Annotated in this window: 26 protein-coding genes; 20 read left to right on the top strand and 6 right to left on the bottom strand. The window is 34.0% G+C overall.

The window, feature by feature from the left end:
* Window positions 1–133: 133 nt before the first annotated feature.
* The 4 genes from radC (at window position 134) to CDH50_RS04090 (ending at window position 3,835) form a co-directional block, all read left to right on the top strand.
* Window positions 134–832, top strand: a complete 699-nt coding sequence (gene radC, locus CDH50_RS04105; protein ID WP_100610652.1) for a RadC family protein — start codon at window positions 134–136, stop codon at window positions 830–832.
* An 83-nt stretch (window positions 833–915) separates the two neighbouring features.
* Window positions 916–2,217 (top strand): polysaccharide deacetylase family protein, encoded by a 1,302-nt coding sequence (locus CDH50_RS04100; protein WP_100610651.1) that lies wholly within the window; start codon window positions 916–918, stop codon window positions 2,215–2,217.
* Window positions 2,207–2,896 (top strand): YjjG family noncanonical pyrimidine nucleotidase, encoded by a 690-nt coding sequence (locus CDH50_RS04095; RefSeq protein ID WP_100610650.1) that lies wholly within the window; start codon window positions 2,207–2,209, stop codon window positions 2,894–2,896. Before CDH50_RS04100 ends, CDH50_RS04095 begins: the two co-directional genes overlap by 11 nt.
* A 93-nt stretch (window positions 2,897–2,989) precedes the next feature.
* The gene (locus CDH50_RS04090) at window positions 2,990–3,835 is read left to right on the top strand and encodes a hypothetical protein (RefSeq protein WP_100610649.1); all 846 of its coding nucleotides are present in this window, start codon (window positions 2,990–2,992) and stop codon (window positions 3,833–3,835) included.
* A 65-nt stretch (window positions 3,836–3,900) separates the two neighbouring features.
* Here CDH50_RS04090 and CDH50_RS04085 read toward each other — a convergent pair whose 3' ends face one another.
* Entirely contained in the window at window positions 3,901–5,178 is a 1,278-nt protein-coding gene (locus CDH50_RS04085) for a replication-associated recombination protein A (protein WP_100610648.1), read from the bottom strand.
* A gap of 145 nt (window positions 5,179–5,323) precedes the next feature.
* Here CDH50_RS04085 and CDH50_RS04080 point away from each other — a divergent pair, with 145 nt between their 5' ends.
* Together CDH50_RS04080 and CDH50_RS04075 are read left to right on the top strand one after the other, a co-directional pair.
* Window positions 5,324–6,049, top strand: a complete 726-nt coding sequence (locus CDH50_RS04080) for a rhomboid family intramembrane serine protease (protein ID WP_100610647.1) — start codon at window positions 5,324–5,326, stop codon at window positions 6,047–6,049.
* Window positions 6,050–6,200: 151 nt separating this feature from the next.
* The gene (locus CDH50_RS04075) at window positions 6,201–7,490 is read left to right on the top strand and encodes an aryl-sulfate sulfotransferase (protein WP_100610646.1); all 1,290 of its coding nucleotides are present in this window, start codon (window positions 6,201–6,203) and stop codon (window positions 7,488–7,490) included.
* A gap of 4 nt (window positions 7,491–7,494) precedes the next feature.
* On the opposite strand, the gene rlmB is transcribed toward CDH50_RS04075, so the two are convergent.
* The 5 genes from rlmB to CDH50_RS04050 all read right to left on the bottom strand — a co-directional run bounded on the left by rlmB (window position 7,495) and on the right by CDH50_RS04050 (window position 15,707).
* Complete coding sequence (gene rlmB / locus CDH50_RS04070) at window positions 7,495–8,232, bottom strand: 23S rRNA (guanosine(2251)-2'-O)-methyltransferase RlmB (RefSeq protein ID WP_100610645.1); 738 nt, start codon at window positions 8,230–8,232, stop codon at window positions 7,495–7,497.
* Window positions 8,233–8,297: 65 nt separating this feature from the next.
* Complete coding sequence (locus tag CDH50_RS04065; RefSeq protein WP_100610644.1) at window positions 8,298–9,032, bottom strand: hypothetical protein; 735 nt, start codon at window positions 9,030–9,032, stop codon at window positions 8,298–8,300.
* Between the two features lie 20 nt (window positions 9,033–9,052).
* Window positions 9,053–10,561, bottom strand: coding sequence for a RagB/SusD family nutrient uptake outer membrane protein (locus tag CDH50_RS04060; RefSeq protein ID WP_100610643.1), 1,509 nt, complete (start codon window positions 10,559–10,561; stop codon window positions 9,053–9,055).
* Between the two features lie 18 nt (window positions 10,562–10,579).
* Window positions 10,580–13,897 (bottom strand): SusC/RagA family TonB-linked outer membrane protein, encoded by a 3,318-nt coding sequence (locus tag CDH50_RS04055; RefSeq protein ID WP_100610642.1) that lies wholly within the window; start codon window positions 13,895–13,897, stop codon window positions 10,580–10,582.
* 118 nt (window positions 13,898–14,015) lie between these two features.
* Window positions 14,016–15,707, bottom strand: a complete 1,692-nt coding sequence (locus tag CDH50_RS04050; protein WP_100610641.1) for a POTRA domain-containing protein — start codon at window positions 15,705–15,707, stop codon at window positions 14,016–14,018.
* A gap of 179 nt (window positions 15,708–15,886) precedes the next feature.
* Between CDH50_RS04050 and rpsL the strand changes: the two genes are divergently transcribed.
* From rpsL to rpsQ, 14 genes are all read left to right on the top strand, one after another.
* Window positions 15,887–16,300 (top strand): 30S ribosomal protein S12, encoded by a 414-nt coding sequence (gene rpsL, locus CDH50_RS04045; protein WP_100610640.1) that lies wholly within the window; start codon window positions 15,887–15,889, stop codon window positions 16,298–16,300.
* A gap of 22 nt (window positions 16,301–16,322) precedes the next feature.
* Window positions 16,323–16,799: a 30S ribosomal protein S7 gene (gene rpsG / locus CDH50_RS04040; protein ID WP_100610639.1), complete on the top strand. Its 477-nt coding sequence runs from the start codon at window positions 16,323–16,325 to the stop codon at window positions 16,797–16,799.
* 6 nt (window positions 16,800–16,805) lie between these two features.
* On the top strand, window positions 16,806–18,932 hold the full coding sequence (gene fusA, locus CDH50_RS04035) for an elongation factor G (RefSeq protein ID WP_100610638.1): 2,127 nt from the start codon (window positions 16,806–16,808) through the stop codon (window positions 18,930–18,932).
* A gap of 11 nt (window positions 18,933–18,943) precedes the next feature.
* Window positions 18,944–19,249 carry a 30S ribosomal protein S10 gene (gene rpsJ, locus CDH50_RS04030; RefSeq protein ID WP_100610637.1) on the top strand — a complete coding sequence of 102 codons (306 nt, stop codon included), beginning with the start codon at window positions 18,944–18,946 and terminating at the stop codon, window positions 19,247–19,249.
* 164 nt (window positions 19,250–19,413) lie between these two features.
* Window positions 19,414–20,031 (top strand): 50S ribosomal protein L3, encoded by a 618-nt coding sequence (rplC, locus tag CDH50_RS04025; protein ID WP_100610636.1) that lies wholly within the window; start codon window positions 19,414–19,416, stop codon window positions 20,029–20,031.
* Window positions 20,031–20,660, top strand: coding sequence for a 50S ribosomal protein L4 (rplD, locus tag CDH50_RS04020; RefSeq protein ID WP_100610635.1), 630 nt, complete (start codon window positions 20,031–20,033; stop codon window positions 20,658–20,660). The genes rplC and rplD overlap by 1 nt, the downstream gene beginning before the upstream one ends.
* Before the next feature lie 5 nt (window positions 20,661–20,665).
* Window positions 20,666–20,956, top strand: a complete 291-nt coding sequence (gene rplW / locus CDH50_RS04015) for a 50S ribosomal protein L23 (RefSeq protein WP_100610634.1) — start codon at window positions 20,666–20,668, stop codon at window positions 20,954–20,956.
* A 10-nt stretch (window positions 20,957–20,966) separates the two neighbouring features.
* Window positions 20,967–21,794, top strand: a complete 828-nt coding sequence (gene rplB / locus CDH50_RS04010; RefSeq protein WP_100610633.1) for a 50S ribosomal protein L2 — start codon at window positions 20,967–20,969, stop codon at window positions 21,792–21,794.
* Window positions 21,795–21,797: 3 nt separating this feature from the next.
* A complete protein-coding gene (rpsS, locus tag CDH50_RS04005) occupies window positions 21,798–22,076 on the top strand; it encodes a 30S ribosomal protein S19 (RefSeq protein ID WP_100610632.1) in 279 nt (92 codons plus the stop codon).
* Between the two features lie 6 nt (window positions 22,077–22,082).
* Window positions 22,083–22,490, top strand: coding sequence for a 50S ribosomal protein L22 (gene rplV, locus CDH50_RS04000; protein ID WP_100610631.1), 408 nt, complete (start codon window positions 22,083–22,085; stop codon window positions 22,488–22,490).
* A 9-nt stretch (window positions 22,491–22,499) separates the two neighbouring features.
* The gene (gene rpsC, locus CDH50_RS03995) at window positions 22,500–23,240 is read left to right on the top strand and encodes a 30S ribosomal protein S3 (protein WP_100610630.1); all 741 of its coding nucleotides are present in this window, start codon (window positions 22,500–22,502) and stop codon (window positions 23,238–23,240) included.
* A gap of 21 nt (window positions 23,241–23,261) precedes the next feature.
* A complete protein-coding gene (gene rplP, locus CDH50_RS03990; protein WP_100610629.1) occupies window positions 23,262–23,681 on the top strand; it encodes a 50S ribosomal protein L16 in 420 nt (139 codons plus the stop codon).
* Between the two features lie 13 nt (window positions 23,682–23,694).
* On the top strand, window positions 23,695–23,886 hold the full coding sequence (gene rpmC / locus CDH50_RS03985; protein WP_100610628.1) for a 50S ribosomal protein L29: 192 nt from the start codon (window positions 23,695–23,697) through the stop codon (window positions 23,884–23,886).
* 12 nt (window positions 23,887–23,898) lie between these two features.
* Window positions 23,899–24,156 (top strand): 30S ribosomal protein S17, encoded by a 258-nt coding sequence (rpsQ, locus tag CDH50_RS03980; RefSeq protein ID WP_072399584.1) that lies wholly within the window; start codon window positions 23,899–23,901, stop codon window positions 24,154–24,156.

Raw genomic sequence — 24,156 nt, 5'->3', positions numbered from 1 at the left:
GATTGTTCTTTTATAAAAATACATTATTTATGCTTTGATAAATGTTAAATTAAAATAAGTTGAATGAAAGAATATACTTTAAAATTTGTAGTTTTATAAGTGTTAATATACAACTTTAATTTAGGCTAGTTAGATGCAAGAAAGACCAACTTCGTTTTCCATAAAAAATTGGAGCCAAGACGATCAACCAAGAGAAAAACTATTATATAAAGGCAAAGCTACATTAAGCGATGCCGAGTTATTGGCCATTTTAATTGGCTCTGGTAACAGGGAAGAAAGTGCCGTTGCCTTATGTAAGCGCATTTTCGCAAGTGTTGATAATAATTTAAGTGAGTTGGGGAAATTATCCATCTCTCAATTAATGGAGTATAAAGGTATTGGGGAAGCTAAAGCCATAACCATTGCTGCGGCTTTAGAATTGGGAAGACGAAGAAGAGGCGAGGAAGCTTTGGAAAAGAAAAAAATAAGCTCAAGCAATTCTGTTTTTGAATTGATGCAGCCGATTATTGGAGAATTGGAACATGAAGAATTTTGGATTATTTTTTTAAATAACTCCAATAAAGTCATTCAAAAAAAACAGCTTAGCAAAGGAGGTATAACGGGCACTTTGGTTGATGTGCGTTTGGTACTTAAAAGCGCTTTGGAAGTTGGCGCCACAGGATTGATATTAGCACACAATCATCCATCCGGCACATTGAAGCCTAGTGAAGCCGATAAGCAATTGACAAATAAATTGAAAACGGCCTCAGAAAGTTTGGATATTAAGGTTTTGGATCACTTAATTGTCACTGAGAAAGCATACTTTAGTTTTGCTGATGAAAACGTTCTTTAAGTAATTTAAGCAAACAAAAATAAACGCTTATGTCTTATTAATACATAAGTTGATTACTTTTGATATTCAGATTTTAATGTTTAATGCTGCTAGTTTACACACATAAAATAACACCCAGAGTAAGATATATTTTTAAACATATTTGTACAAGGGTTCTTGGTATAGATGTTTCTTTTACATCTGTTATAGAAGAATTTATTGCACACGATAGTTTAAAAATGTCTTATACCAAACAACCGTTGGGAAGCGAATTTTTTATAAAAAGCCACGATATTTTATTTGAGCAAGGGTTGTCGGATATAGATTTTCATGTGTATAAGTGGGATACAACAAAAGGCTTTTTTTTAAATGGAGAAAAAGGGGCATTGCCGTTTGATATTTTTGCGTCATCATTTTATTTGTTATCCAGATACGAAGAGTATTTGCCACATGTACAAGATGAATACGGTCGGTTTTTAGCAACTGAAAGCGTTGCTTATAAACATGGCTTTTTGCACCAACCCATTGTCGACATTTGGGCATATAAATTTAAAGACGCCCTACAAAATTTTTTTCCAGAATTTCAATTCCCGATAAAAACATACAGTATAAGACCTATTATAGATGTTCCTTCAGCTTATCTTTATAGGCTAAAAGGGATTATGCGAACTATAGGTGGCGCTTTTAAGGATGTGTTCCAGTTTAATTTTAAAGGCTTGTACACTAGGTTTATGGTGCTTTTCGGATTAATGCACGATCCATTTGACACCTTTAAATATATTATAAACAAACAAAAGCAAACCAAGCATAAATTTTTATTCTTCTTTTTAATCGGTGCTTATTCAACCTACGATAAAGGCATAAGTGTTAATAAAAAGAAGTTTGTTTCTCTAATAAAACAAGTGGCAGATTATTGCAAAGTGGGTTTAAAAACATCCTTTTTTTCAACGGAGGATATTTCCATTTTAAAGAAAGAAAAACTGCAAATGGAAGCTATTATACATACAACTTTAGTGGCTACTCGGCAATCTTTTTCGAAACTTAATTTGCCTGAATCTTATAGAAATTTGATAGATTTGGAAATACAGGAAGATTACACGATGGGTTATGTAAATCATATTGGCTTTAGGGCAGGATCTTGTACGCCTTTTTTGTTTTACGATTTAGATTATGAGATACAAACACCTTTAAAAGTGTACTCGTACCATTTAATGGACTATTCGCTTTTAAAAACCCAATCGCTTTTAGATAAAAAGAAAGTGTTGAATGATATTATTTCTGAAATAAAAAAGGTAAACGGTGAGTTTGTTCCTGTATTTCATAATTATGCATTTAGCGATATAGATACATGGAAAGGATTTAAGGAATTGTTTAATATTATTTTAGATTCCGCCGATGAAGCTTAAAGGTATTACCGATATTTTTTTTGATTTGGACCATACGCTATGGGATTTTGATAAAAATTCGGCTTTAACTTTTTATAAAATATTTAAAATCAATCAGATAGAAATTGATTTGGATGATTTTTTGGTTCATTATAAGGCCATTAATTTACAATACTGGAAGCTTTATAGAGACGAAAAAATAGATAAAGACGTATTGCGTTTTGGAAGGTTAAACGATACGTTTTCAGCATTAAATTACGGTATTGAAAAAGAGATTGTTAAAAAGCTATCTATAGATTATATAACCTATCTTACAGATAATAATTACTTGTACGATGATGCTATTACCATTTTAGAGTATTTGCATAAAAGTTATAATCTGCATATTTTGTCTAATGGTTTTGAAGAAGTTCAATCTAAAAAATTGACAAAGTCTAATATTTTGCATTACTTTAAAACAATTACCAATGGTGAAGATATTGGTGTGAAAAAACCCCATCCACAAATTTTTCATTATGCCATTGAAAAAGCAAACACAAGCATATCAAAAAGTATTATGATAGGGGATGGCTATGAAGCTGATATTTTAGGGGCCTTAAACATTGGAATGGATGTTATTTTTTTTGATGAATTCCGAAAGCCTGTAGAATCGCACATTAAAAAAATCAATAGTTTAATTGAGTTAAAAAAGTATTTATAACCAATTCGGCATAAATTTTTTAACTTCACAAAACATAAATACCATACAAAGTGTATATTTACAAATTAGGTTATAACTATATATTTAATAAAAATGAAAACTAAATATTTATCACTACTTGTTGTCTGTTTCTTGGTTACAAGTGTATTTTCCCAGTCAAACATAAACAACTATAAATATGTTATTATTCCAAAAAAATATGGTTTTTTAAAGCAAGATGATCAATTTCAATTGAATTCATTAACAGAATTTTTATTCAATAAATATGGTTTTGTGGCTTTTATGGAAGGAGAAAATTACCCAGATGATTTAAATTCAGACAGATGTTTGGCATTAACTTCGGACCTTATAAAAGATTCAAGCATGTTTAAAACCAAATTGCAAATAGAATTAAAAAATTGCAATGGCTTAGCTGTTTATACAACTCAAGTTGGGGAGAGTCGTGAAAAAGATTATGATAAGGCATATAATGAAGCTTTGAGAAATGCATTCAAAGAATTGGAAACTATAAACTATAAGTATGTTCCAGTTGCAAATACTTCTGAGTTACCAGCCAAACAAGCAGGTCCAACCCAAAATGAAGTCGTTAAGGAGATTGCTCAGTTGAAAGCCGAAATAGAAAATCTTAAACAAGAAAAGGAAACTCCAGTTGTTATAGCCGAGCAGTCCAAAGTAACTGAGGCAGTGGTTGAAGTTTCAAAAAATGTTTCTTCAAGTCAAAATGTTTCAGGTATTTTATATGCCCAAGCTATAGAGAATGGATTTCAATTAGTTGATAGTTCTCCAAAAGTGGTTTATAAAATAAAGAATACGTCTATGGAAAATATGTTTCTAGTAGAAGGAAGAAATGCCACATTATACAAAAAAGGCGATCAGTGGATTATGGAATATTATGAAAATAATGTTTTAAAACAAGACGTCTTGAATATTAAATTTTAATCATATGTTAAGTCGTTTGTTGTTTGGTTGTTAAGATATAAAACAAATCAGCTAAACAACAAACTTTAATACCCATATTTATCTTTCCAACGTTGTTTTAAAAAATTGCGATCAGCATTTTCTCTGGAGTTGTTTCCGGGGTCATATAATTTCGTATTTTTTATCTCATCTGGCATAAACTCCTGATTAGCAAAATTATTTTCATAATTATGGGCATACTGGTAATTTTCTCCATAACCTAATTCTTTCATTAATTTGGTCGGGGCATTTCTAATCTCCAAGGGAACAGATAAATCTCCCGTTTCTTTCACCAATTGCTGTGCTTTGCCAATAGCCAGATATGAGGCGTTACTTTTTGGTGAACACGCCAAATAGGTAGCGCATTGGCTTAATATAATCCTAGACTCTGGATACCCAATAATTGAAACTGCTTGAAACGTATTGTTGGCAATAACTAATGCTGTTGGGTTGGCATTTCCAATATCTTCACTCGCCAGAATAAGCATTCTTCTGGCAATAAATTTAACATCTTCACCACCTTCTACCATTCGAGCTAACCAATAAACAGCTGCATTTGGGTCGCTACCACGAATGGATTTTATGAATGCCGAAATAATATCGTAATGCTGTTCGCCAGTTTTATCGTATCTCACTGTATTATTTTGGACTTTTTCCAAAACCAATGTGTCTGTTATTACAATGCTATCTGATTCTTCAGAATTTACAATCAATTCAAAAATATTAAGCAGTTTTCTACCATCACCCCCAGAAAGCCTTAAAAGCGCTGTGGTTTCTTTTAGTTTTATACTTTTTTTAGACAGATAGTCATCATTTTCAATAGCGCGCTTTAAAAGTGTCTCTAAATCGTTTTTTTCAAAAGCATTTAAAATATATACTTGGCAACGCGACAAAAGTGCAGGAATAACCTCGAAACTCGGGTTTTCTGTAGTTGCTCCAATTAATGTAATCCAACCTTTTTCAACAGCTTGTAATAAGGAATCTTGTTGCGATTTACTAAACCTATGGATTTCATCAATAAATAAAATAGGGTTTTTGGTAGTAAACAAACCACCACTTTGTTTCGCTTTATCAATAACATCCCGAATGTCCTTCACACCAGAATTTATGGCACTTAATGTGTAAAATGGTCTGCCAGATTCATTGGCAATAATATTGGCAAGCGTAGTTTTTCCGGTTCCTGGGGGTCCCCAAAATATCATGGACGGAATCAAACCTTGTTTTATATGCTGCGTTAAAGCGCCATGTTTGCCAACTAAATGTGATTGGCTCACATAATCATCTAAAGTTTTGGGTCTTAAACGTTCAGCTAAAGGTTCATTCATAAACGTAAAATTAATTAATTCCTTTATAAAAGGGAATGTCTATGCTATTAACTTTTTTGTTTTTTTGAGTTCTCAATCTTTCAAGCTCGTATCTGACAATTTAGCATCAATAGAAATTTGGTTAACTATTTGTTATCTTTAAATTATGAATCAGAATGAACATTTTAAGTTTTCAACAGGAGTGGTGGCGTATCCATTACTTTTTTTGCTATTCATATGGATGGTATTTTGGTTTGAAATCCGTTTTGGTTTTGATTTCTCAAATTATGGTATTTTTCCACAAACTATAAAAGGTTTGAGAGGTATTGTTTTATGGCCATTTATTCATGGAAGTATTCAACATATTTATCATAATAGCATTCCATCCATTGTTTTGTTGATGGCGCTTTTTTATTTCTACAGACCTATCGCTTGGAAGGTTATTGTATTCGGAATTCTTACATCTGGCTTTTTAACTTGGTGCATTGGTAGGCCATCCTATCATATAGGAGCAAGTGGGCTGATTTATGTATTGATAAGTTTTACTTTTTTTAAAGGTATTTTTTCAAAATATTATCGCTTGGTAGCCTTGTCTTTATTAGTTGTTTTTCTTTATGGTAGTATGATTTGGTACACATTGCCTATTGATGAAGGTGTTTCTTGGGAGGGGCATTTATCGGGACTTGTCACAGGGTTTTTATTTGCCATACTTTTTAAGAGGGAAATTGTTAAACCAAAAAAATATATTTGGGAGCATGAAGACTATAATGAATCAGAAGACCCATTTTTAAAACATTTCGATAAAGATGGAAACTTTATTGAAAATATTGCGCCAAAAATAGAAGAGGAGCAACCTATTGTTAATTATATGTTGAAAGAAAAGAAAGAATAATTTCTGAATTTTCAATAGTCTAAAAATCTAGTAAGCCTAAAAATTTAAGAAAGTCTTAGTCTAACCGCTTTATAATAACAAGAAACACATATAAAGATATTTCAATCTTCCTTATGTTTACTTAGATTTCATTATTTTTATAAAAAAAAGAATGAAAAAGAAATTTTATCCTATCTACATATTATTATTATTATGCTTTTTGGCGAATGTTTCATGTAACAACGATGATAGCCAGATAGAACCACCTGTAGAAGAAGTTGTTTTATCTGAAGAAGTGGAAGTATATAAGGCCGACAAATTAGAGAATAGTTTAACTCTAGCAGTTATAAATGGAGGGAAGTCTTCTTATTTGGTTGATAAAAAAGGAGAAATACTTAAAGTTTGGGATTTCGATATTGCATTGGGAAACGATTTGGAATTGTTGCCAGATGGGAAATTACTTGGTATTTTTAAAGCAGCAAATCTTAGTTTTTCTTTTGGAGGATTTGGAGGAATAGTTAGAATTATTAATCTTGATGGTTCCATAGATTGGGAATTTAATTACCATTCTGAAAATTATTTAGCACATCATGATGTTGAAATGTTGCCAAATGGAAATGTTTTAATTATAGCTTGGGAACGTATTTTGGCTTTGGATGCTAAAAATATGGGCATTGATGTAAACCATGATGTTTTCACAGAATCTTTAATAGAGGTAAACCCAAGTAATGACCAAATAGTTTGGGAGTGGCACACTAAAGACCATTTGGTTCAGGATATAGATATTAATCTTCCAAATTATGGAGTTGTGAAAGACAATCCTCAGCTTATCAATCATAATTATACAAAAAGTGCAGATGGAAATCTAATGCATATTAATGGGATAGATTATGATCCTATTAAGGATGTCATTTATATGAGTGTCAATTTTTATAGCGAAGTTTGGGTTATCGATCATTCAACGACAGCCATCGAATCTTCATTACATGAGGGAGGGACTTATAATAGAGGTGGTGATTTAATTTATAGATTTGGAAATCCAGAGGCATACAATAATACATTAGGGAAAAGATTGTTTTACAATAATCATTTTCCGAACTTTTTGGAATCGGATGAATTAGGCGCAGGCAATGTACTAATTTTTAATAATAATTATAATGCTGGACAATCAACTGTTCATGAGTTTCAAATGCCAGCAAATTTTGAACTTAACCCAAATGAAGACAATGAACCATTGGAAGTTTGGAGTTTTACTGACACCAATTTATATAATCCTCGAATATCAGGAGCAGTTAGACTTAAAAATGGTAATACTTTAATTTGTGAAGGGGACTATGGTTTATGGGAAGTAACTCCTCAAAAGGAGATTGTATGGAAGTATAATGGTAATAATAAGGGCAATTTTTGGAGAGCTTATAACTATTCGTTAACTGATTCTGAAATCATTAATTTAAAACTTTAAATACTCATTTTAATCTCTGTCTAACTGCTTCATATAAAAATGCCCCACAAGCCACAGATACATTTAAAGATTCAATGTCTCCTAAAAGCGGAAGTTTAGCCTTAGCATCTACAACTTTAAGGATTGAAGGATTTATCCCTTTATCTTCCGATCCCATAATGATAGCGCAAGGTTCTTTAAATGAGACATCAAATAAAGTATCTTCAGTTTTTTCAGTCGCAGCAATAACTTTAATACCTGACGCCTGCATATAAAACACAGCATCTTTAATATGGTCCACTTTGCAAAGCGGAATTTTAAATACAGCACCAGCACTGGTTTTAATAGTATCGCCATTTACTGGAGCACCACCTTTTTTTTGGATAATAATACCATTTACACCAGTACATTCGGCGGTACGTATTATGGCTCCAAAATTACGAACATCACTTAATTGGTCCAACAATAAAAATAAAGGTATTTTACCAGATTCTATAACAGTTGTTACTAATTGCTCTAAATCATGGAATTCAATAGGTGATATTTGAGCAACAACTCCCTGATGATTACCTTTTGTAAGTCTATTTAATTTCTCAACAGGTACATAAGATGAGTTTATGGAATGTTGTCTTAAAGCTGCTTCCAATTCTCCAAATAAATCACCTTTCAATCCTTTTTGAAGGAATACTTTATCAATAGTTTCACCTGCATTTACTGCTTCAATTACAGCGCGTATTCCAAAAATTTGTGTTTGTTCTTGCATGTGGTAAAGGTATAAAAAAAGAGGTTGCAACAGCAACCTCTTTTTAGTGTTATAAACTGATATTTTTAATTCGTATCGAATTCAGTAGATTCTTCTGAACCAAAATCTCCACCTCCAGTTGCTTTAATGTCACCTCCAATAGTTAAGGTATAACTTCCATTAGCTGGGAAACTTAATCCATCACCATAATCATCATATATAGTAAAGGTATAATTTCTACCTTGGCAAAGTGTTATGTTTTCTATTGCACTTGCTTGACCCCTAGTATAAGTCCCTAATGCTTTGGAAACTACAACACCACCTAATTCATCCGTTATTTCCCAAGATGTTTCGTCACCATAACCGTCAAATACTATATTTAGAGATCCGGTTATCTCTGTACAGTTTTGGATATATGATAACCTTGTCGATGCACCAGTAAAATAATCATCCCCTTTCTCAAAATTAAGTATCAGGTTGTTAACCCCTATGCCTAAATTTGTGTCAGTTAAGGTTACTGTTAGTATGCCTTCATTAGATCCAGAAGGAATGGTTACAGAGCTAGGTACTGTATAAGATCCAGAAGCGGCATTTGAGTTTGGAGCAACAATTACATTATAGCTTCTATCTGAAGACGTAATGTTAGCGGTATAAACAGTAATATCAAATTCTGTACTACCTCCAGGATCGACACCAGTTGAATATGTGCTTTTTGCAAACGTTACATAATTTACGCCTGTTGGCTCTGGTGTGTCTTCTTCACAACTTACCACAAGAAAAAATGCAGCAAATAAAAAGAATAGGTTATATATTTTTTTCATAATCGGATAGATTTATTTTATTAATTGTTTTGATCTCCAATAAATGGATTATTTTGAATTTCATCTAGAGGAATCTCAAATTGCATTCTTTCATCATTATAAGGTATTGGTACACCAACAAAGGATAAATGATTTGTGCCTCTTACAGTAGTAGCCTTGTTTCGTTTCATAGCTAAGTAACTTTTTCCTTCACCCCACAATTCGATACGGGTTTGTAAATAAATCTCATTTTGTAAAGCTTGTCCACTTAAAGCATCTACATAAGAAACATCAGGAATTCTATTTGCCAATACCGCCTTTAAACTAGTTCTTGCAGCAAAATCATTTCCTGATTTAGCATTAGCTTCGGCATTTAATAAGTATATTTCTTCGATACGCATATAAACATAATCAGCGGTAACTACCTGAGAAGCGCCACCTATGGTATTTGATGCAAAGAATTTAAATAGTGGCTGTAAGTATCTTCCACTAGCAGGATTATTTAGAAATTGGCCTTTTCTAGCATCATTAGCAGGAATAGCGTCAAATAAAGATTTATCAATGGCTTTATAGTCCCCTGCCCAAGCATAACTATATGAAAAAGCATCTATTTGTCCCCACCAAGAAATTAAATCTAATCCGTTGTTCTCGGTAATATCAATACCCCACATCCAGCTGGAAGTATTAACGTCGCAAAAGCAATTAGTGGCAACTTCTCCAGAAGTTAGCATAGAATAACCACCTGCATCAATAACTTGTTGGGTTAGTGTAGCAACTTCAGTATCTCTACCACCTTTAGCTCCTAAAACATAAGCTAATAAAGCTTTTGCTATATCTTGGTTTACTTCATTTTTAGCTGTTCTATTAAAACCATCTAGCAAGGAGATGGCATCCACAAGGTCGCTTTCCATTAATTCATAAACTTCAGCCGCAGTAGATTTAGGTAAGTTTGTATTAATGGGTTCCTTGTACAATGGTAAAATAGGTTCAGAAGCAACATACTCTTTTTGGAAATATTGTGCTAAGTAAAAATAAGAATGGGCACGCATAGCTTTTGCTTGACCCATAGCAAATTTATTAGCATCATTTTCAGGTACGGCATCATTACCTCCTAAGTTTTGTATTACAGTATTGGCCGATCTAACAATTCTATAATAATATCTCCAAACCATTCTGTTTCTACTAAATGTATAATCTAGCGGTGCTTGGAACTCAGTGATATCAGAACGATACCATCCATAGGTACTGACACTAAGAGCCATATCTCCTGATAACATGTCTCCAAATATGTCATAACCTTTTTGTCCAAAATCATCGTGATTGGTTGTGCCACCTGATTCCACTTGAATCATTTGTGCATAAATACCTCCTACGAAAGCCGCAGGAATTCCTAGATTGGTTGAAGCAGCTTCTTCTAGTTGAGCTGATGTAAGAAATTGAGTGGGTTGACTACTTCCAGAAACCCCACTATTATCAAGCAAGTCATCAGCGCAACTGTTGATACAAAGTACCATAACTGTTACAAATGTAATTTTTATTAAATTTTTCATAATCATATTTTTTTTAATTTAAAACTTAACTCGTGCCCCTAGAGTAATTGTAGTTGCAGGAGCATAAATTTGACGAGCTGAATTTCCTACTTCTGTAACAGTGGGGTTAAATCCTTTTCTAACACTGTTAATAAAAAGATTGTCACCAGAAACCCAAAGGTTAACGGAGTTAAGTCCAGCTCTAGAAGCAAATTTGCTAGGGAGAGTATACCCTATTCTAGCATTGTTAAGCGCTATAAAGTCTGTACTTGTTATGAATCGTGTTGAGGTAGATGTTGAGTTTATAACAGCATTATCTGATAGTAAAGGAACATTAGTCACATCACCAGGTTGTTGCCACCTGTTAGCAATATCTTTGTGGTAATTATTACCAGCAGCACCAAAACGATCACTCATTAATTCAGCATATTGTGCATCGTAAGCATAGCCCCCAATACTGTAAGTGAATTGGGTAGAGAAATCAAAGTTTTTTATTTGGCCTGAAATTCTAAAAGCACCCCTTAAATCGGGTATAAACGATTTGTTTATATATGTTTGTGTTGCATTAGCATATGTTTTAGTTACAGTTTTCTTGATGTTAGTATTAGAGGCTCGTTGTTGGTATTCAAACAATGATCCTGAAAGATTGGCATTTCCATTATTTCCATTATCTATGAAAAACGTGCCTTCACCAGAATCTAATGTATTATTATTATTGACATCATCATAATATTGGTACCACATTGGACGACCATCAGCAGGGTCAACACCAGCCCATTCCCTCATCCAGATATCAAATATTGATTTGCCTTCAGCATATGCATAAAAAGCAGCATCTGTACTTGAACCAGAATCAATAATTTTAGGCAAGCCATTAGATGGATCTAGAGGCATTTCAAGCATCTTGTTTGATAGGATTTCACCATTCATAGATATATCCAATTTAAAGTCTTCTTTATTAATAATGTGTCCAGTCAAATCAAATTCTAAACCAGAATTTAAAACTACACCATCATTAACTGTTATAGTAGCTATACCAGCAGAAGGTCCTCTTCTTTGTTGAAAGAATAAATTATCAGTGTTTTTTCTATAATAGTCAATATTGACATCTAAATAATTACCTAAACTCATTTCCAAACCGGCTTGAAACATTTTTGAGGTTTCCCAGGTTAATCCAGCAGCACCAGTATTACGCAAATCGATTGCTAATGCCCCACCAACAAAATTAGCATTAAAGGTGTCAAACCCTAAAACTGTAGAAACTCCTTGTTGATCACCTGTTATACCATACGATGCTTTGGCCTTTAAATATGAGATAAAGCTATCTGCCATGAAGTCCTCTTCACTAACAACCCAAGCAGCACCAACCGATCCAAAAACACCCCATTGGTCATCAACAAAACGTGAAGAACCATCGGTTCTAATTGAACCTGTTAGGTAGTACTTATCTGCATAACTATAGTTTACTTGCCCAAAATAAGACTCTAAACCAGAACCATCTTCATAACCGTCAGGTGGACTTGAACTTTCTAGATAATTATTCAATCTATAAACCCCAGGTAATATGACATTTTGTTTAAATGCTCTTGATTGTATAAAACTTTGCTCAAATGTTTCATGGGCGGCTAACGCTTCGATGGTGTGTAGTCCAAATGATTTGTTAAATCGTAATAATTGTAAAAAGGTTTGTGTCCATCTTACTTGATCGGTAACAGTAATATTTCCATTGGTATTAGCACCTGTACCATAAACATGATTACTTGCATTATTTCTTCTTAAGAAAGAATATTGACCACCAAAAGTATTCTCAAGAGTTAAAAAATCTGTTAATTTGATGTTAGCTGATAAATTACCATTTATGGCATTGGTTTGCCTACCATCAAAATCCAACAAAGCAGAACCAATTGGGTTAAGAAGATTGGCGTTTGGTCGGTTTCTTGTGAATGCCCTAGAAGGGTCGGGAGTTGTTCCACCTGTTGGAGAGCCATAGTCGTATTGAAAACCACCATAAATTGGATCGGCAATTAACTCACCTGAATTTGGGTATCTGGCATAAACAGGATAAATAGGGGCCATTTTATCAGCAAATTCAAAAAGATTCTCAGCACCATCAATTTGTCCATTATTTGTGCTTTCAGAATAAGCATAAGCAAAATTCGCGCTTAATTCTAACCAATCTTTAACATCAGAGTTTAAATTTAATCTAGCAGTATATCTTTTGTAATCTGAATTAATAGAATAACCTTTATCATCAAGATATCCTAATGAAACAAAATATTTGGATTTTTCCGAACCACCACCCATTCTAAGATTCGTTTCCGTTCTAAAACCAGTTCCAAAAGCTAAATCAGCGTATTTTTCTGGGGTAAACAATCTACTCACACCAGTTCTAACCGTTCTTGTAACTGGGTCAATTAAAGCTGCGCCTGTAGCTGCGTTCCACATATTATAACCAGCACCAATACCATTATCACCTAAAAGTCTATTATTGGCATAATCTATTGGGTTGGCCTGACCTGTTACAACACCTCTATTATAAATACCTTCCCAAACATAACCAATATATTCTTCAGGAGAGGAAACAACTTGATACCTAGGTATAATTTGAGTATTCACACCTGTTTTTACATCAACTTCAATGTAGCCAGCCTCAGCAGAAGAACCGCTTTTAGTTGTTAATAAAACAACACCATTAGCACCTCTAGAACCATAAATGGCAGTTGCTGTAGCATCTTTAAGCACAGTTGTACTTTTAATATCTGCAGGGTTTATGGAGTTTAACTCAAAATTTCCCGCAAGAGGAATCCCATCCACTACATATAAAGGTGAACGGTTCCCTAATGGCGAACCATAACCCCTTACGCGCACCGTAGCCACAGTTCCAGGTTGTCCGGAAGTGTTTATAACAGTAACACCTGCTACTTCACCAGCCAACGCTTGAGTAACGTTAGAAAATGATTTGGCTTCTAGGTTTTCTGCACTAATAGTTGCCGCAGTACCAGCGTATGATTTTTTTGTTGAGGTACCATAACCTACAATTAACACTTCTTCCAGAGCTTGCACGTCTTCATTAAGCGATACATTGATCGTGTTAGATGTACCAACAGCAACCTCTTTGGTAACATAACCAACAAAGCTAAACACCAAAGTAGCTCCTTGGTTAGCTCTAATTGAATAATTACCATCGAAATCAGATGAAGTACCAGTAGAAGTACCTTTTACTAAGACGGTTGCTCCAGGAATTGGTAAACCACTACCATCAATTACTGTTCCTGAGACTGTCTTTTCTTGTGCGAACGTTAGTTGCACGACAAACGCTAGTAATAGCGTTAGAATTCCACTAAACTTTGTTTTCATTTTATAAATATTTGAATTAGTCATGTCAAAAATCTTAAAATAAAGTTAATAAAACAATATTTTGGAGTTAAATTTTCAAGGTTTTTTAAAAATCACTGAGAATTCAATAATGTTAATCTTAAAAATTAGCCGTAAGACTGATGTGTATTTTGGAATTGGATAATTTAAATTTCTGATTTTCGCTTTTGCCATTGGCATAATTAAGTTTTAATAAGCCAGAATTTGTTAGAATTCCAAAACCAAAACCATACCCAATTAGTTTCTCTTTGGCATTCGTTATTTTATTTTCAAAATAGGCGAGATCTGTAATAGTGTGGATATATATGGTGTTATTAAGTTGAAATCTATATTCGGAATTTAAAACGCCATAAGAAGCTGCCAATAAACTATTTTCTTCGAAACCTCTTATGGAGTTAATGCCTCCAAATCTTAATAATTCATTTTCAAAATAAGTATCAGAAATTAATGTTTTGCTGTCAATTTTTATAAAAACACTATTTCTATTATTGAAATTAAAAATCTTAAAACTATTTAGGCTTACTTGTGTTTGTTTTTCTGATAATGAAATCGTTTTTCTTTTTCCAAAATTTGTTTCAAAGTAAAAGTAAGTATTTATTGGGAATAATAAGTTGTAAGATTGTGGATTAATATATCCATAAGCTGATGTGAAAAAACTCGAATCAAAATCTGTGATGAAGTTTGAAGTGCTACCATTCAATAAATTGTTTGATTGTGTAGATGCAATACCAGCATAAATTTTATGTTTTGAATTTATTTGATAATGTAATTTTGCAAATTGGTTTACGGTTGTAAATGATGAATCTCTCCTAAAAATATATAATTGTAAATCTAAACCCACTGGGGAGGAAAAAATATACGGAAGCGTTAATTCGCTTTGAAATGTTTTCTGGTCATTTTCGTCACTTTTATACATGAGCCTAAAAGATTCTCCGTAGTTTAGGTTATTGGTTAAATTTAAATTTAAATAGCCATCAAATTGTAATTTATTGGTGTCTTCGTTGTTGCCGAATCCTAAAAAACCATCAAACGAATTACCTTTAGACTTTTCTACATATATATATAAGGTGGTTGAATCTTTAGAAAATAAGACTTCGGGCGATTTAATTTGATTAGCAAATCTTAAATCATTGAGTTGTTCAGTTTTGCTTTTAATTTTATTGAGATCGAAAATTTGATTGCGCTTAATTTTTAAGTAATGCTTTAAGTAAGATAAAGGGAATTTTTCATATCCTTTAATAATGATATTGTTAATGATTCTTTTTTCTGAATCAGATTCAATTACCAAGTGGGCTTTTAAGTTATTATCCCAGACTTCAATATCTGATAATTTCAATTTTGAAAAAGGTAACCCGGCCGATATAATTTGAGAATTAATAATATTTAATTTGTCTTCAACATCTTTTAATGGTAAAATAAAGCAAGAATCATTTACACGTTTAGAAACCAAGTTAAGTAAAGGCTTCTCCAGTAAATTTTTATCATAATATATAAATATTGTGTGATACCTTTTTTTTAAGTGAATTTCAGCTAAGAATGAGGAATCGTTTATCTTGGTTACATTGCCTAATTTGTTTTCAATATAACCAAGCTTTAAGAGTGTTTTTTGAATGGAATCCAGTTCAGATGATATGGATTGATAATCTGTATGTGTTTTTAAATAATTTAAGGAATCAATCACTTGATTTTCAATATCTGAATCTCCCTCAATGTTTAGTTTTAAATTTTGGCTAAAAACTTCCGAAGAAAAAAGTATATATATAATAAGGAGTAATAAGCGGATTCTCTTCACGGTAGAAATCAGATGTATTAATATGTAAATCTAAAAGAAAAACAACACTTATAATATAGAGAAGATTATTATTTTTAAAATCTATTGAAAATTAATCTTTTAACATTTGAATAATACATTTTTATTTTTACCTTTGCAGCCCTCTTAACTGAGGATTTTAAAATTTATATAGAATATATATGCCAACAATTTCACAATTAGTACGAATAGGAAGAGCCAAAATAACCAAGAAGAGTAAATCGGCTGCTTTAGATTCGTGTCCACAAAGACGTGGGGTTTGTACGCGTGTTTACACTACAACACCTAAAAAACCTAACTCTGCAATGCGTAAAGTAGCAAGGGTAAGGTTAACAAATGGTAATGAGGTAAATGCATACATCCCAGGTGAAGGACACAATCTACAAGAGCACTCGATAGTATTGGTTAGAGGTGGAAGAGTAAAAGACTTACCTGGAGTTAGGTATCATATCGTTCGTGGCGCTTTAGACACCGCTGGTGTTGCAGGTAGAACACAACGTAGGTCTAAGTATGGAGCTAAACGTCCTAAACCAGGACAAGTAGCTGCGGCTCCAACAAAAGGTAAGAAAAAGTAATTAAAACTTTTAAGAAGAAGACATGAGAAAAAGACAAGCGAAAAAAAGACCGCTTTTACCAGATCCGCGATTTAATGATCAGTTAGTGACACGTTTCGTTAACATGATGATGTGGGATGGTAAGAAATCTGTTGCTTTCAAAGTGTTTTACGATGCCATTGACATTGTAGAAGCTAAAAAAGGAGATGCAGAGAAAACAGCGTTAGATACTTGGAAAGATGCTTTATCAAACGTAATGCCTCACGTAGAAGTACGTAGTCGTCGTGTTGGTGGTGCTACATTTCAAATACCAATGCAAATTAGACCAGACCGTAAAGTTTCAACTGCAATGAAATGGCTTATCAGTTATTCACGTAAAAGAAACGAGAAATCTATGTCACAGCGTTTAGCTTCAGAAATTTTAGCTGCGGCTAAAGAAGAAGGAGCTGCTGTTAAGAAAAGAGTAGACACTCATAAAATGGCAGAAGCTAATAAAGCATTCTCTCACTTTAGATTTTAATAGGACATGGCAAGAGATTTAAAATATACAAGAAATATAGGTATTGCTGCACACATTGATGCTGGTAAGACCACAACTACAGAACGTATTCTTTATTATACAGGAGTTTCTCATAAAATAGGTGAAGTACATGATGGTGCTGCGACTATGGACTGGATGGAGCAAGAGCAAGAACGTGGTATTACTATCACATCTGCTGCTACAACCTGTGAGTGGGTTTTCCCAAAAGAAAATGGTGAGCCAACTCCTGATGCGATGTCTTACCATTTTAATATCATTGATACCCCAGGTCACGTTGATTTTACGGTTGAAGTAAACCGTTCATTACGTGTACTTGATGGATTGGTGTTCTTATTTAGTGCGGTTGATGGTGTTGAGCCTCAATCTGAAACTAACTGGAGATTAGCTGATAACTATAAAGTGCCACGTATTGGCTTCGTAAATAAAATGGACCGTCAAGGTGCTAATTTTATGGAAGTATGCCAACAAGTAAAAGACATGTTGAAATCTAATGCAGTGCCAATCGTTTTAAACATTGGTGACGAAATAGATTTTAAAGGTGTTGTAGACTTAGTTAAAAACAGAGCTATTGTTTGGCATGACGAAACTCAAGGGTCAACTTTTGATGTTATCGAAATTCCAGAAGATCTTAAAGCTGAAGCAAAATTACTTCGTGGTAAACTTATTGAAGAAGTTGCTGCTTATGATGAAAATTTGCTTGAAAAATATATGGAGGATGAGGATTCTATTACAGAAGACGAAGTGCATGCTGCACTTAGAGCTGCTGTGATGGATATGTCAATCATCCCAATGATCTGTGGTTCTTCATTTAAAAATAAAGGAGTACAGTTCTTGTTAGATGCTGTATGCCGTTACTTGCCTTCTCCAATGGATAAGGAAGGTATTATAGGTGTTAATCCTGATACTGATAAAGAAGAAATCCGTAAACCTAGTGTTAATGAGCCATTCGCTGCATTAGCATTTAAAATTGCGACTGATCCTTATGTTGGTCGTTTAGCATTCTTCCGTGCATATTCCGGTCGTTTAGATGCAGGTTCTTATGTATTGAATAACCGTTCAGGTAATAAAGAACGTATTTCTAGAATTTATCAAATGCATGCTAATAAGCAAAATGCTATCGATTTTATTGAGGCAGGAGATATTGGTGCGGCTGTTGGATTTAAAGATATAAAAACAGGTGATACGCTTTCTGCGGAAAAACATCCAATTGTTTTAGAAAGTATGAATTTCCCTGATCCAGTAATTGGTATTGCAGTTGAGCCTAAAACAAAAGCTGACGTTGATAAATTAGGTATGTCTTTGGCTAAATTAGCTGAAGAAGATCCAACATTTACTGTTAGAACTGATGAGGCTTCTGGACAAACCATTATTTCTGGAATGGGTGAGCTTCACTTAGATATTATTGTTGATCGTTTACGTCGTGAATTTAAAGTTGAGGTAAACCAAGGTGCTCCTCAAGTTGAGTACAAAGAAGCCATTACTAAAGTTGCGCAACACAGAGAGGTTTATAAAAAACAATCTGGTGGACGTGGTAAATTTGCTGATATTGTATTTACGCTTGGACCTGCAGATGAAGGAAAAACTGGTTTAGAGTTTATTTCTGAAATCAAAGGGGGTAATGTTCCTAAGGAATATGTGCCTTCTATTGAGAAAGGATTCAGACTTGCCATGGTAAATGGACCGCTAGCTGGATATGAAGTAGATGCTATGAAAGTAACGTTGCTTGATGGATCTTACCATGATGTGGATTCTGATGCATTATCATTTGAATTGGCTGCTAAATTAGGATTTAAAGCTGCTGCAAAAGCTGCAAAAGCTGTAATCATGGAGCCAATTATGAAACTAGAGGTAATTACTCCAGAAGAAAACATGGGTGATATTGTTGGCGATTTGAATAGACGTCGCGGACAAGTAAATGATATGGGAGACAGAGCTGGAGCTAAAACGGTAAAAGCAACTGTGCCATTATCTGAAATGTTTGGTTATGTAACAACATTAAGAACATTATCATCTGGTCGTGCAACATCAACTATGGAATTTTCACATTATGCTGAAACTCCTTCAAATATATCTGAGGCAGTTATTAAAGCAGCAAAAGGCGTTGAAGCTTAAAATTTAAGAAAATGAGTCAAAAAATCAGAATAAAATTAAAGTCTTACGATCACAATTTAGTAGACAAGTCTGCTGATAAGATTGTAAAAACAGTAAAAAGTACAGGTGCTGTTGTAACTGGACCAATTCCATTACCAACACACAAGAAAATTTTCACTGTATTGCGTTCTCCGCACGTAAATAAAAAGGCAAGAGAGCAATTTCAATTAAGCTCATACAAGAGATTACTTGATATCTACTCTTCGTCTTCAAAAACAATTGATGCCTTAATGAAACTTGAATTGCCAAGTGGAGTTGAAGTAGAGATTAAAGTATAGTGTCATTCCTGCGAAGGCAGGATTTCATGATAAGAAACTAAAGTTTCAATACATGTCCTAAGCTGCGAGCGAAGGAAAAACGGTAAAATACAATTCAAGGTTGAAATGTATTTTTCGACCTTGTATTTTTAATAACAAATAGTAATAACAAATAAATAATAATTATGTCTGGGTTAATTGGAAAAAAAATCGGTATGACCAGCATCTTCGATGAAAATGGAAAGAACATTCCATGTACAGTAATCGAAGCTGGACCATGTATCGTTACCCAAGTCAGAACCGAAGAAGTTGATGGCTACAAAGCCATTCAGCTTGGTTTCGATGACGCGACAGAAAAAAGTGCTACTAAAGCTGACTTAGGTCATGCTAAAAAAGCAGGGACTTCTGTAAAACGCAAAATCGTTGAGTTTAAAGGTTTTGATGCGGAGTACAAATTAGGTGATGCTATCACAGTTGAACATTTTGCTGAAGGTGAATTTGTTGATATCTCTGGTGTATCAAAAGGAAAAGGATTTCAAGGTGTTGTTAAACGTCACGGTTTTGGTGGTGTAGGTCAATCTACTCACGGTCAACATAACCGTTTAAGAGCCCCTGGTTCTGTTGGAGCTGCTTCGTATCCTGCTAGAGTTTTTAAAGGAATTCGTATGGCAGGTAGAATGGGTGGAGATTCTGTAAAAGTTGAAAATTTAAGAGTTTTAAAAGTGGTTGCTGATAAGAACCTACTAGTTGTTAAAGGTTGTGTACCTGGGCATAAAAATTCTTATGTAATTATTAGAAAATAATGAAAGTAGCAGTTTTAGATATAAACGGAAAAGATACAGGTAGAAAGGCAGACCTTTCTAAAGATGTATTTGCTATAGAGCCTAATAATCATGCAGTTTATTTGGATGTTAAACAATATTTAGCAAACCAAAGACAAGGAACGCACAAATCGAAAGAGAGAGCCGAAGTTTCTGGAAGTACACGCAAGATTAAAAAACAAAAAGGTACAGGTACTGCTAGAGCAGGAAGTATCAAATCTGGAGTTTTTGTTGGTGGTGGTCGTATGTTTGGTCCTCGACCAAGAAATTACAGCTTCAAACTTAATAAAAATGTAAAGCGTTTGGCACGTAAATCTGCATTAAGTATTAAAGCTAGCGAGCAGTCTATTTTAGTATTGGAAGACTTCAGTTTTGACACAGTAAAAACTAAGAATTTTACAGCTATTTTAAAGGCTCTAAACATAGAAAACAAAAAATCTCTCTTTGTGTTGGGTGGGTCAAATAATAATGTATATTTGTCATCGCGCAATTTAAAAAGCTCTGAGGTTGTAACCAACTCAGAATTAAACACTTATAAAATTTTAAATGCAAATCAAATAGTGTTTTTAGAAGGAGCTTTAGAAGGAATTGAATCAAATTTAAGTAAATAGAAACCATGAATATCTTAATTAAACCTATAATCACAGAAAAAGCGACAGCTAATAGCGAGTTAAGAAACTGCTATACTTTCGAAGTGAATACTAAGGCGAACAAGATAGAAATAAAAAAAGCGGTTGAGGCTGCTTATGGTGTTTCTGTTGAAAAAGTTCGTACAATGAATGTCCGTCCAGATAGAAGAACCCGTTTTACAAAAACAGGTATTCAACATGGTAAAACAAATGCTGTTAAAAAAGCACTTGTACAACTGGCGGAAGGTGAAGTGATTGATTTATACAGTAACATGTAATTAGACAAAAATGTCAGTAAGAAAATTAAAACCAATCACACCAGGACAGCGATTTAGAGTAGTAAATGGATTTGACGCCATAACTACTGATAAGCCGGAGAAAAGTTTAATTGCTCCGCATAAAAAGTCTGGTGGTAGAAACAGTCAAGGAAAAATGACCATGCGTTATGTAGGTGGTGGTCATAAAAGAAAGTATCGTATTATTGATTTCAAAAGAAACAAAACTGGAATTCCAGCTGAAGTAAAATCAATAGAATACGATCCAAACAGAACAGCTTTCATCGCATTATTGAACTATCAAGATGGCGAGAAAAGATATATTGTTGCTCAAAATGGGTTACAAGTTGGTCAAACTGTAGTGTCAGGACAAGAAGGAATTGCTCCAGAAATCGGAAATGCCATGCCTTTAAGTCAAATTCCATTAGGAACTATTATTTCTTGTGTTGAACTTAGACCGGGACAAGGAGCGATTATGGCTCGTAGTGCTGGAGCCTTTGCTCAACTAATGGCAAGAGATGGTAAATTTGCTACTATTAAATTACCTTCTGGTGAAACAAGATTAGTGCTTGTAAATTGTTTAGCAACTGTAGGCGTTGTATCTAATTCAGATCATCAATTGTTAGTGTCTGGTAAAGCAGGTAGAACAAGATGGTTAGGAAGAAGACCACGTACTAGAGCCGTAGTAATGAATCCTGTTGATCACCCTATGGGAGGTGGTGAAGGAAAATCATCAGGAGGACATCCACGTTCTAGAAAAGGTATTCCAGCTAAAGGATATAGAACTCGTTCTAAAAAGAATGCAAGTAATAAATATATTGTAGAACGTAGAAAGAAATAAGACATGGCAAGATCACTAAAAAAAGGACCTTACGTTCATTATAAACTAGAGAAAAAGGTAGCTGTAAACATTGAAACTAGCAAAAAAACGGTTATTAAAACTTGGTCAAGAGCCAGTATGATAACTCCGGATTTTGTTGGACAAACAATAGCAGTACACAATGGCCGTCAATTTGTACCAGTATATGTTACTGAAAACATGGTAGGCCATAAATTAGGAGAATTTTCACCAACAAGATCATTTAGAGGTCATGCAGGTGCTAAAAATAAAGGTAAAAAATAGTAAGCAATGGGAAGTCGTAAAAAACAAATGGCAGACGCTATTAAGGAAGATAAAAAGCAAGTTGCTTTTGCTAAACTTAATAACTGTCCTACATCACCAAGAAAAATGCGTTTAGTAGCCGATTTGGTAAGAGGTGAACGCGTAGAAAAAGCGCTTAGTATTTTGAAATTCAATCAAAAAGAAGCTTCAGGTAAGTTAGAGAAATTGTTATTGTCTGCAATTGCAAACTGGCAATCTAAAAACGAAGCTGCAAGCATTGAAGATGCAGAATTAATTGTAAAAGAGATTAGAGTCGATGGCGGAGCCATGTTAAAAAGGTTACGTCCAGCACCTCAAGGTCGCGCACACAGAATTAGAAAACGTTCTAACCACGTTACATTAGTAGTTGGAGCTAACAATAACACACAAAGCTAAGATAGAAGTATGGGACAAAAAACAAATCCAATCGGAAATCGCTTAGGAATTATCAGAGGATGGGAGTCTAATTGGTACGGAGGTAATGATTATGGAGATAAGCTTGCCGAAGACGATAAAATTAGAAAATACGTACATGTACGTTTATCTAAAGCTAGTGTTTCCAGAGTAATTATTGAAAGAACTCTAAAACTTGTAACCGTTACTATCACAACAGCTCGTCCAGGTATCATTATCGGGAAAGCGGGCCAAGAGGTAGACAAGTTAAAAGAAGAGCTTAAAAAAATTACAGGAAAAGAAGTTCAGATTAACATCTTTGAAATTAAGAGACCTGAACTAGATGCATTTTTAGTAGGATCAAGCATTGCTCGTCAAATTGAAAACAGAATTTCATACAGACGTGCTATAAAAATGGCTATTGCTGCTACAATGCGAATGAATGCTGAAGGAATTAAAGTTCAGATAAGTGGACGTTTAAATGGTGCTGAAATGGCACGATCTGAGCACTACAAAGAAGGACGTATTCCTTTATCAACCTTTAGAGCCGATATTGACTATGCTTTAGTTGAAGCACATACTACTTATGGTAGATTAGGTGTGAAAGTATGGATCATGAAAGGTGAAGTATACGGTAAAAGAGAACTTTCTCCACTTGTTGGAATGTCCAAAAAGCAAGGAAAAAGTGGTGGCTCAAGTAGTGGTTCAGAGCGTCCTGAAAAAGGTGCGGCTAAACCTCGTCGTAGAAAGTAATTTTTTATAAAGAAAAGAAAAATGTTACAGCCTAAAAGAACAAAATTTCGTAAAATGCAAACAGGACGTATGAAGGGGATCTCTCAAAGAGGGCATCAACTTTCAAACGGTACTTTTGGTATAAAATCGATCGATTCAAGTTTTTTAACATCACGTCAAATAGAAGCTGCACGTATTGCCGCTACACGTTACATGAAAAGAGAAGGGCAACTTTGGATTAAAATATTTCCAGATAAGCCAATTACGAAGAAACCTCTTGAAGTACGTATGGGTAAAGGTAAAGGTGCCGTTGAATATTGGGTAGCTGTTGTAAAACCAGGTAGAATACTATTTGAAGTGGGAGGTGTGCCACTAGATATCGCTAAAGAAGCGTTACGTTTAGCAGCACAAAAACTACCAGTTAAAACTAAGTTTTTAATCGCTAGAGATTACGAAGCATAATTTATTTGATATTATGAAACAATCAGAGATTAAAGAATTATCCGTAGCTGAGTTACAAGAGAAACTTAGTGAAACAAAAAAGAGTTATTCAGACCTAAAATTGGCTCATGCAATATCTCCTTTAGAAAATCCAATCCAGTTACGTGGTATCAGACGTACCGTGGCTAGAATTGCGACAGAATTAACTAAAAGAGAATTACAATAATTCTGCTGAAAGATGGAAACAAGAAACTTAAGAAAAGAACGTATAGGAGTAGTTACTAGCAACAAAATGCAAAAATCAATTGTAGTTGCTGAGGTAAAAAAAGTAAAACACCCTATGTATGGAAAGTTCGTGTTGAAAACAAAAAAATATGTTGCACACGACGAAACAAACGATTGTAATATTGGAGATACAGTAAAGATCATGGAAACAAGACCTTTAAGTAAATCTAAATGTTGGAGATTAGTTGAAATAATTGAAAGAGCTAAGTAA

The sequence above is a fragment of the Confluentibacter lentus genome (assembly GCF_002806995.1).
GTDB lineage: Bacteria > Bacteroidota > Bacteroidia > Flavobacteriales > Flavobacteriaceae > Confluentibacter > Confluentibacter lentus.
This window is presented reverse-complemented; position numbering and strand designations above follow the sequence as displayed.

What these genes read in the sequence shown, in the direction of transcription:
- rpsC (WP_100610630.1), top strand. Translation starts at nt 22,500, where the DNA reads ATGGGACAAAAAACAAATCCAATCGGAAATCGCTTAGGAATTATCAGA.
- CDH50_RS04080 (WP_100610647.1), top strand. Translation starts at nt 5,324, where the DNA reads ATGAATCAGAATGAACATTTTAAGTTTTCAACAGGAGTGGTGGCGTAT.
- rlmB (WP_100610645.1), bottom strand. Translation starts at nt 8,232, where the DNA reads ATGCAAGAACAAACACAAATTTTTGGAATACGCGCTGTAATTGAAGCA.
- CDH50_RS04060 (WP_100610643.1), bottom strand. Translation starts at nt 10,561, where the DNA reads ATGAAAAATTTAATAAAAATTACATTTGTAACAGTTATGGTACTTTGT.
- rplP (WP_100610629.1), top strand. Translation starts at nt 23,262, where the DNA reads ATGTTACAGCCTAAAAGAACAAAATTTCGTAAAATGCAAACAGGACGT.
- rpsL (WP_100610640.1), top strand. Translation starts at nt 15,887, where the DNA reads ATGCCAACAATTTCACAATTAGTACGAATAGGAAGAGCCAAAATAACC.
- CDH50_RS04090 (WP_100610649.1), top strand. Translation starts at nt 2,990, where the DNA reads ATGAAAACTAAATATTTATCACTACTTGTTGTCTGTTTCTTGGTTACA.
- rplW (WP_100610634.1), top strand. Translation starts at nt 20,666, where the DNA reads ATGAATATCTTAATTAAACCTATAATCACAGAAAAAGCGACAGCTAAT.
- rpsS (WP_100610632.1), top strand. Translation starts at nt 21,798, where the DNA reads ATGGCAAGATCACTAAAAAAAGGACCTTACGTTCATTATAAACTAGAG.
- CDH50_RS04075 (WP_100610646.1), top strand. Translation starts at nt 6,201, where the DNA reads ATGAAAAAGAAATTTTATCCTATCTACATATTATTATTATTATGCTTT.
- rpmC (WP_100610628.1), top strand. Translation starts at nt 23,695, where the DNA reads ATGAAACAATCAGAGATTAAAGAATTATCCGTAGCTGAGTTACAAGAG.
- rpsQ (WP_072399584.1), top strand. Translation starts at nt 23,899, where the DNA reads ATGGAAACAAGAAACTTAAGAAAAGAACGTATAGGAGTAGTTACTAGC.
- CDH50_RS04055 (WP_100610642.1), bottom strand. Translation starts at nt 13,897, where the DNA reads ATGAAAACAAAGTTTAGTGGAATTCTAACGCTATTACTAGCGTTTGTC.
- fusA (WP_100610638.1), top strand. Translation starts at nt 16,806, where the DNA reads ATGGCAAGAGATTTAAAATATACAAGAAATATAGGTATTGCTGCACAC.
- rplD (WP_100610635.1), top strand. Translation starts at nt 20,031, where the DNA reads ATGAAAGTAGCAGTTTTAGATATAAACGGAAAAGATACAGGTAGAAAG.
- rpsJ (WP_100610637.1), top strand. Translation starts at nt 18,944, where the DNA reads ATGAGTCAAAAAATCAGAATAAAATTAAAGTCTTACGATCACAATTTA.
- rplC (WP_100610636.1), top strand. Translation starts at nt 19,414, where the DNA reads ATGTCTGGGTTAATTGGAAAAAAAATCGGTATGACCAGCATCTTCGAT.
- CDH50_RS04085 (WP_100610648.1), bottom strand. Translation starts at nt 5,178, where the DNA reads ATGAATGAACCTTTAGCTGAACGTTTAAGACCCAAAACTTTAGATGAT.
- radC (WP_100610652.1), top strand. Translation starts at nt 134, where the DNA reads ATGCAAGAAAGACCAACTTCGTTTTCCATAAAAAATTGGAGCCAAGAC.
- rplV (WP_100610631.1), top strand. Translation starts at nt 22,083, where the DNA reads ATGGGAAGTCGTAAAAAACAAATGGCAGACGCTATTAAGGAAGATAAA.
- rpsG (WP_100610639.1), top strand. Translation starts at nt 16,323, where the DNA reads ATGAGAAAAAGACAAGCGAAAAAAAGACCGCTTTTACCAGATCCGCGA.
- rplB (WP_100610633.1), top strand. Translation starts at nt 20,967, where the DNA reads ATGTCAGTAAGAAAATTAAAACCAATCACACCAGGACAGCGATTTAGA.
- CDH50_RS04065 (WP_100610644.1), bottom strand. Translation starts at nt 9,032, where the DNA reads ATGAAAAAAATATATAACCTATTCTTTTTATTTGCTGCATTTTTTCTT.
- CDH50_RS04100 (WP_100610651.1), top strand. Translation starts at nt 916, where the DNA reads ATGCTGCTAGTTTACACACATAAAATAACACCCAGAGTAAGATATATT.
- CDH50_RS04095 (WP_100610650.1), top strand. Translation starts at nt 2,207, where the DNA reads ATGAAGCTTAAAGGTATTACCGATATTTTTTTTGATTTGGACCATACG.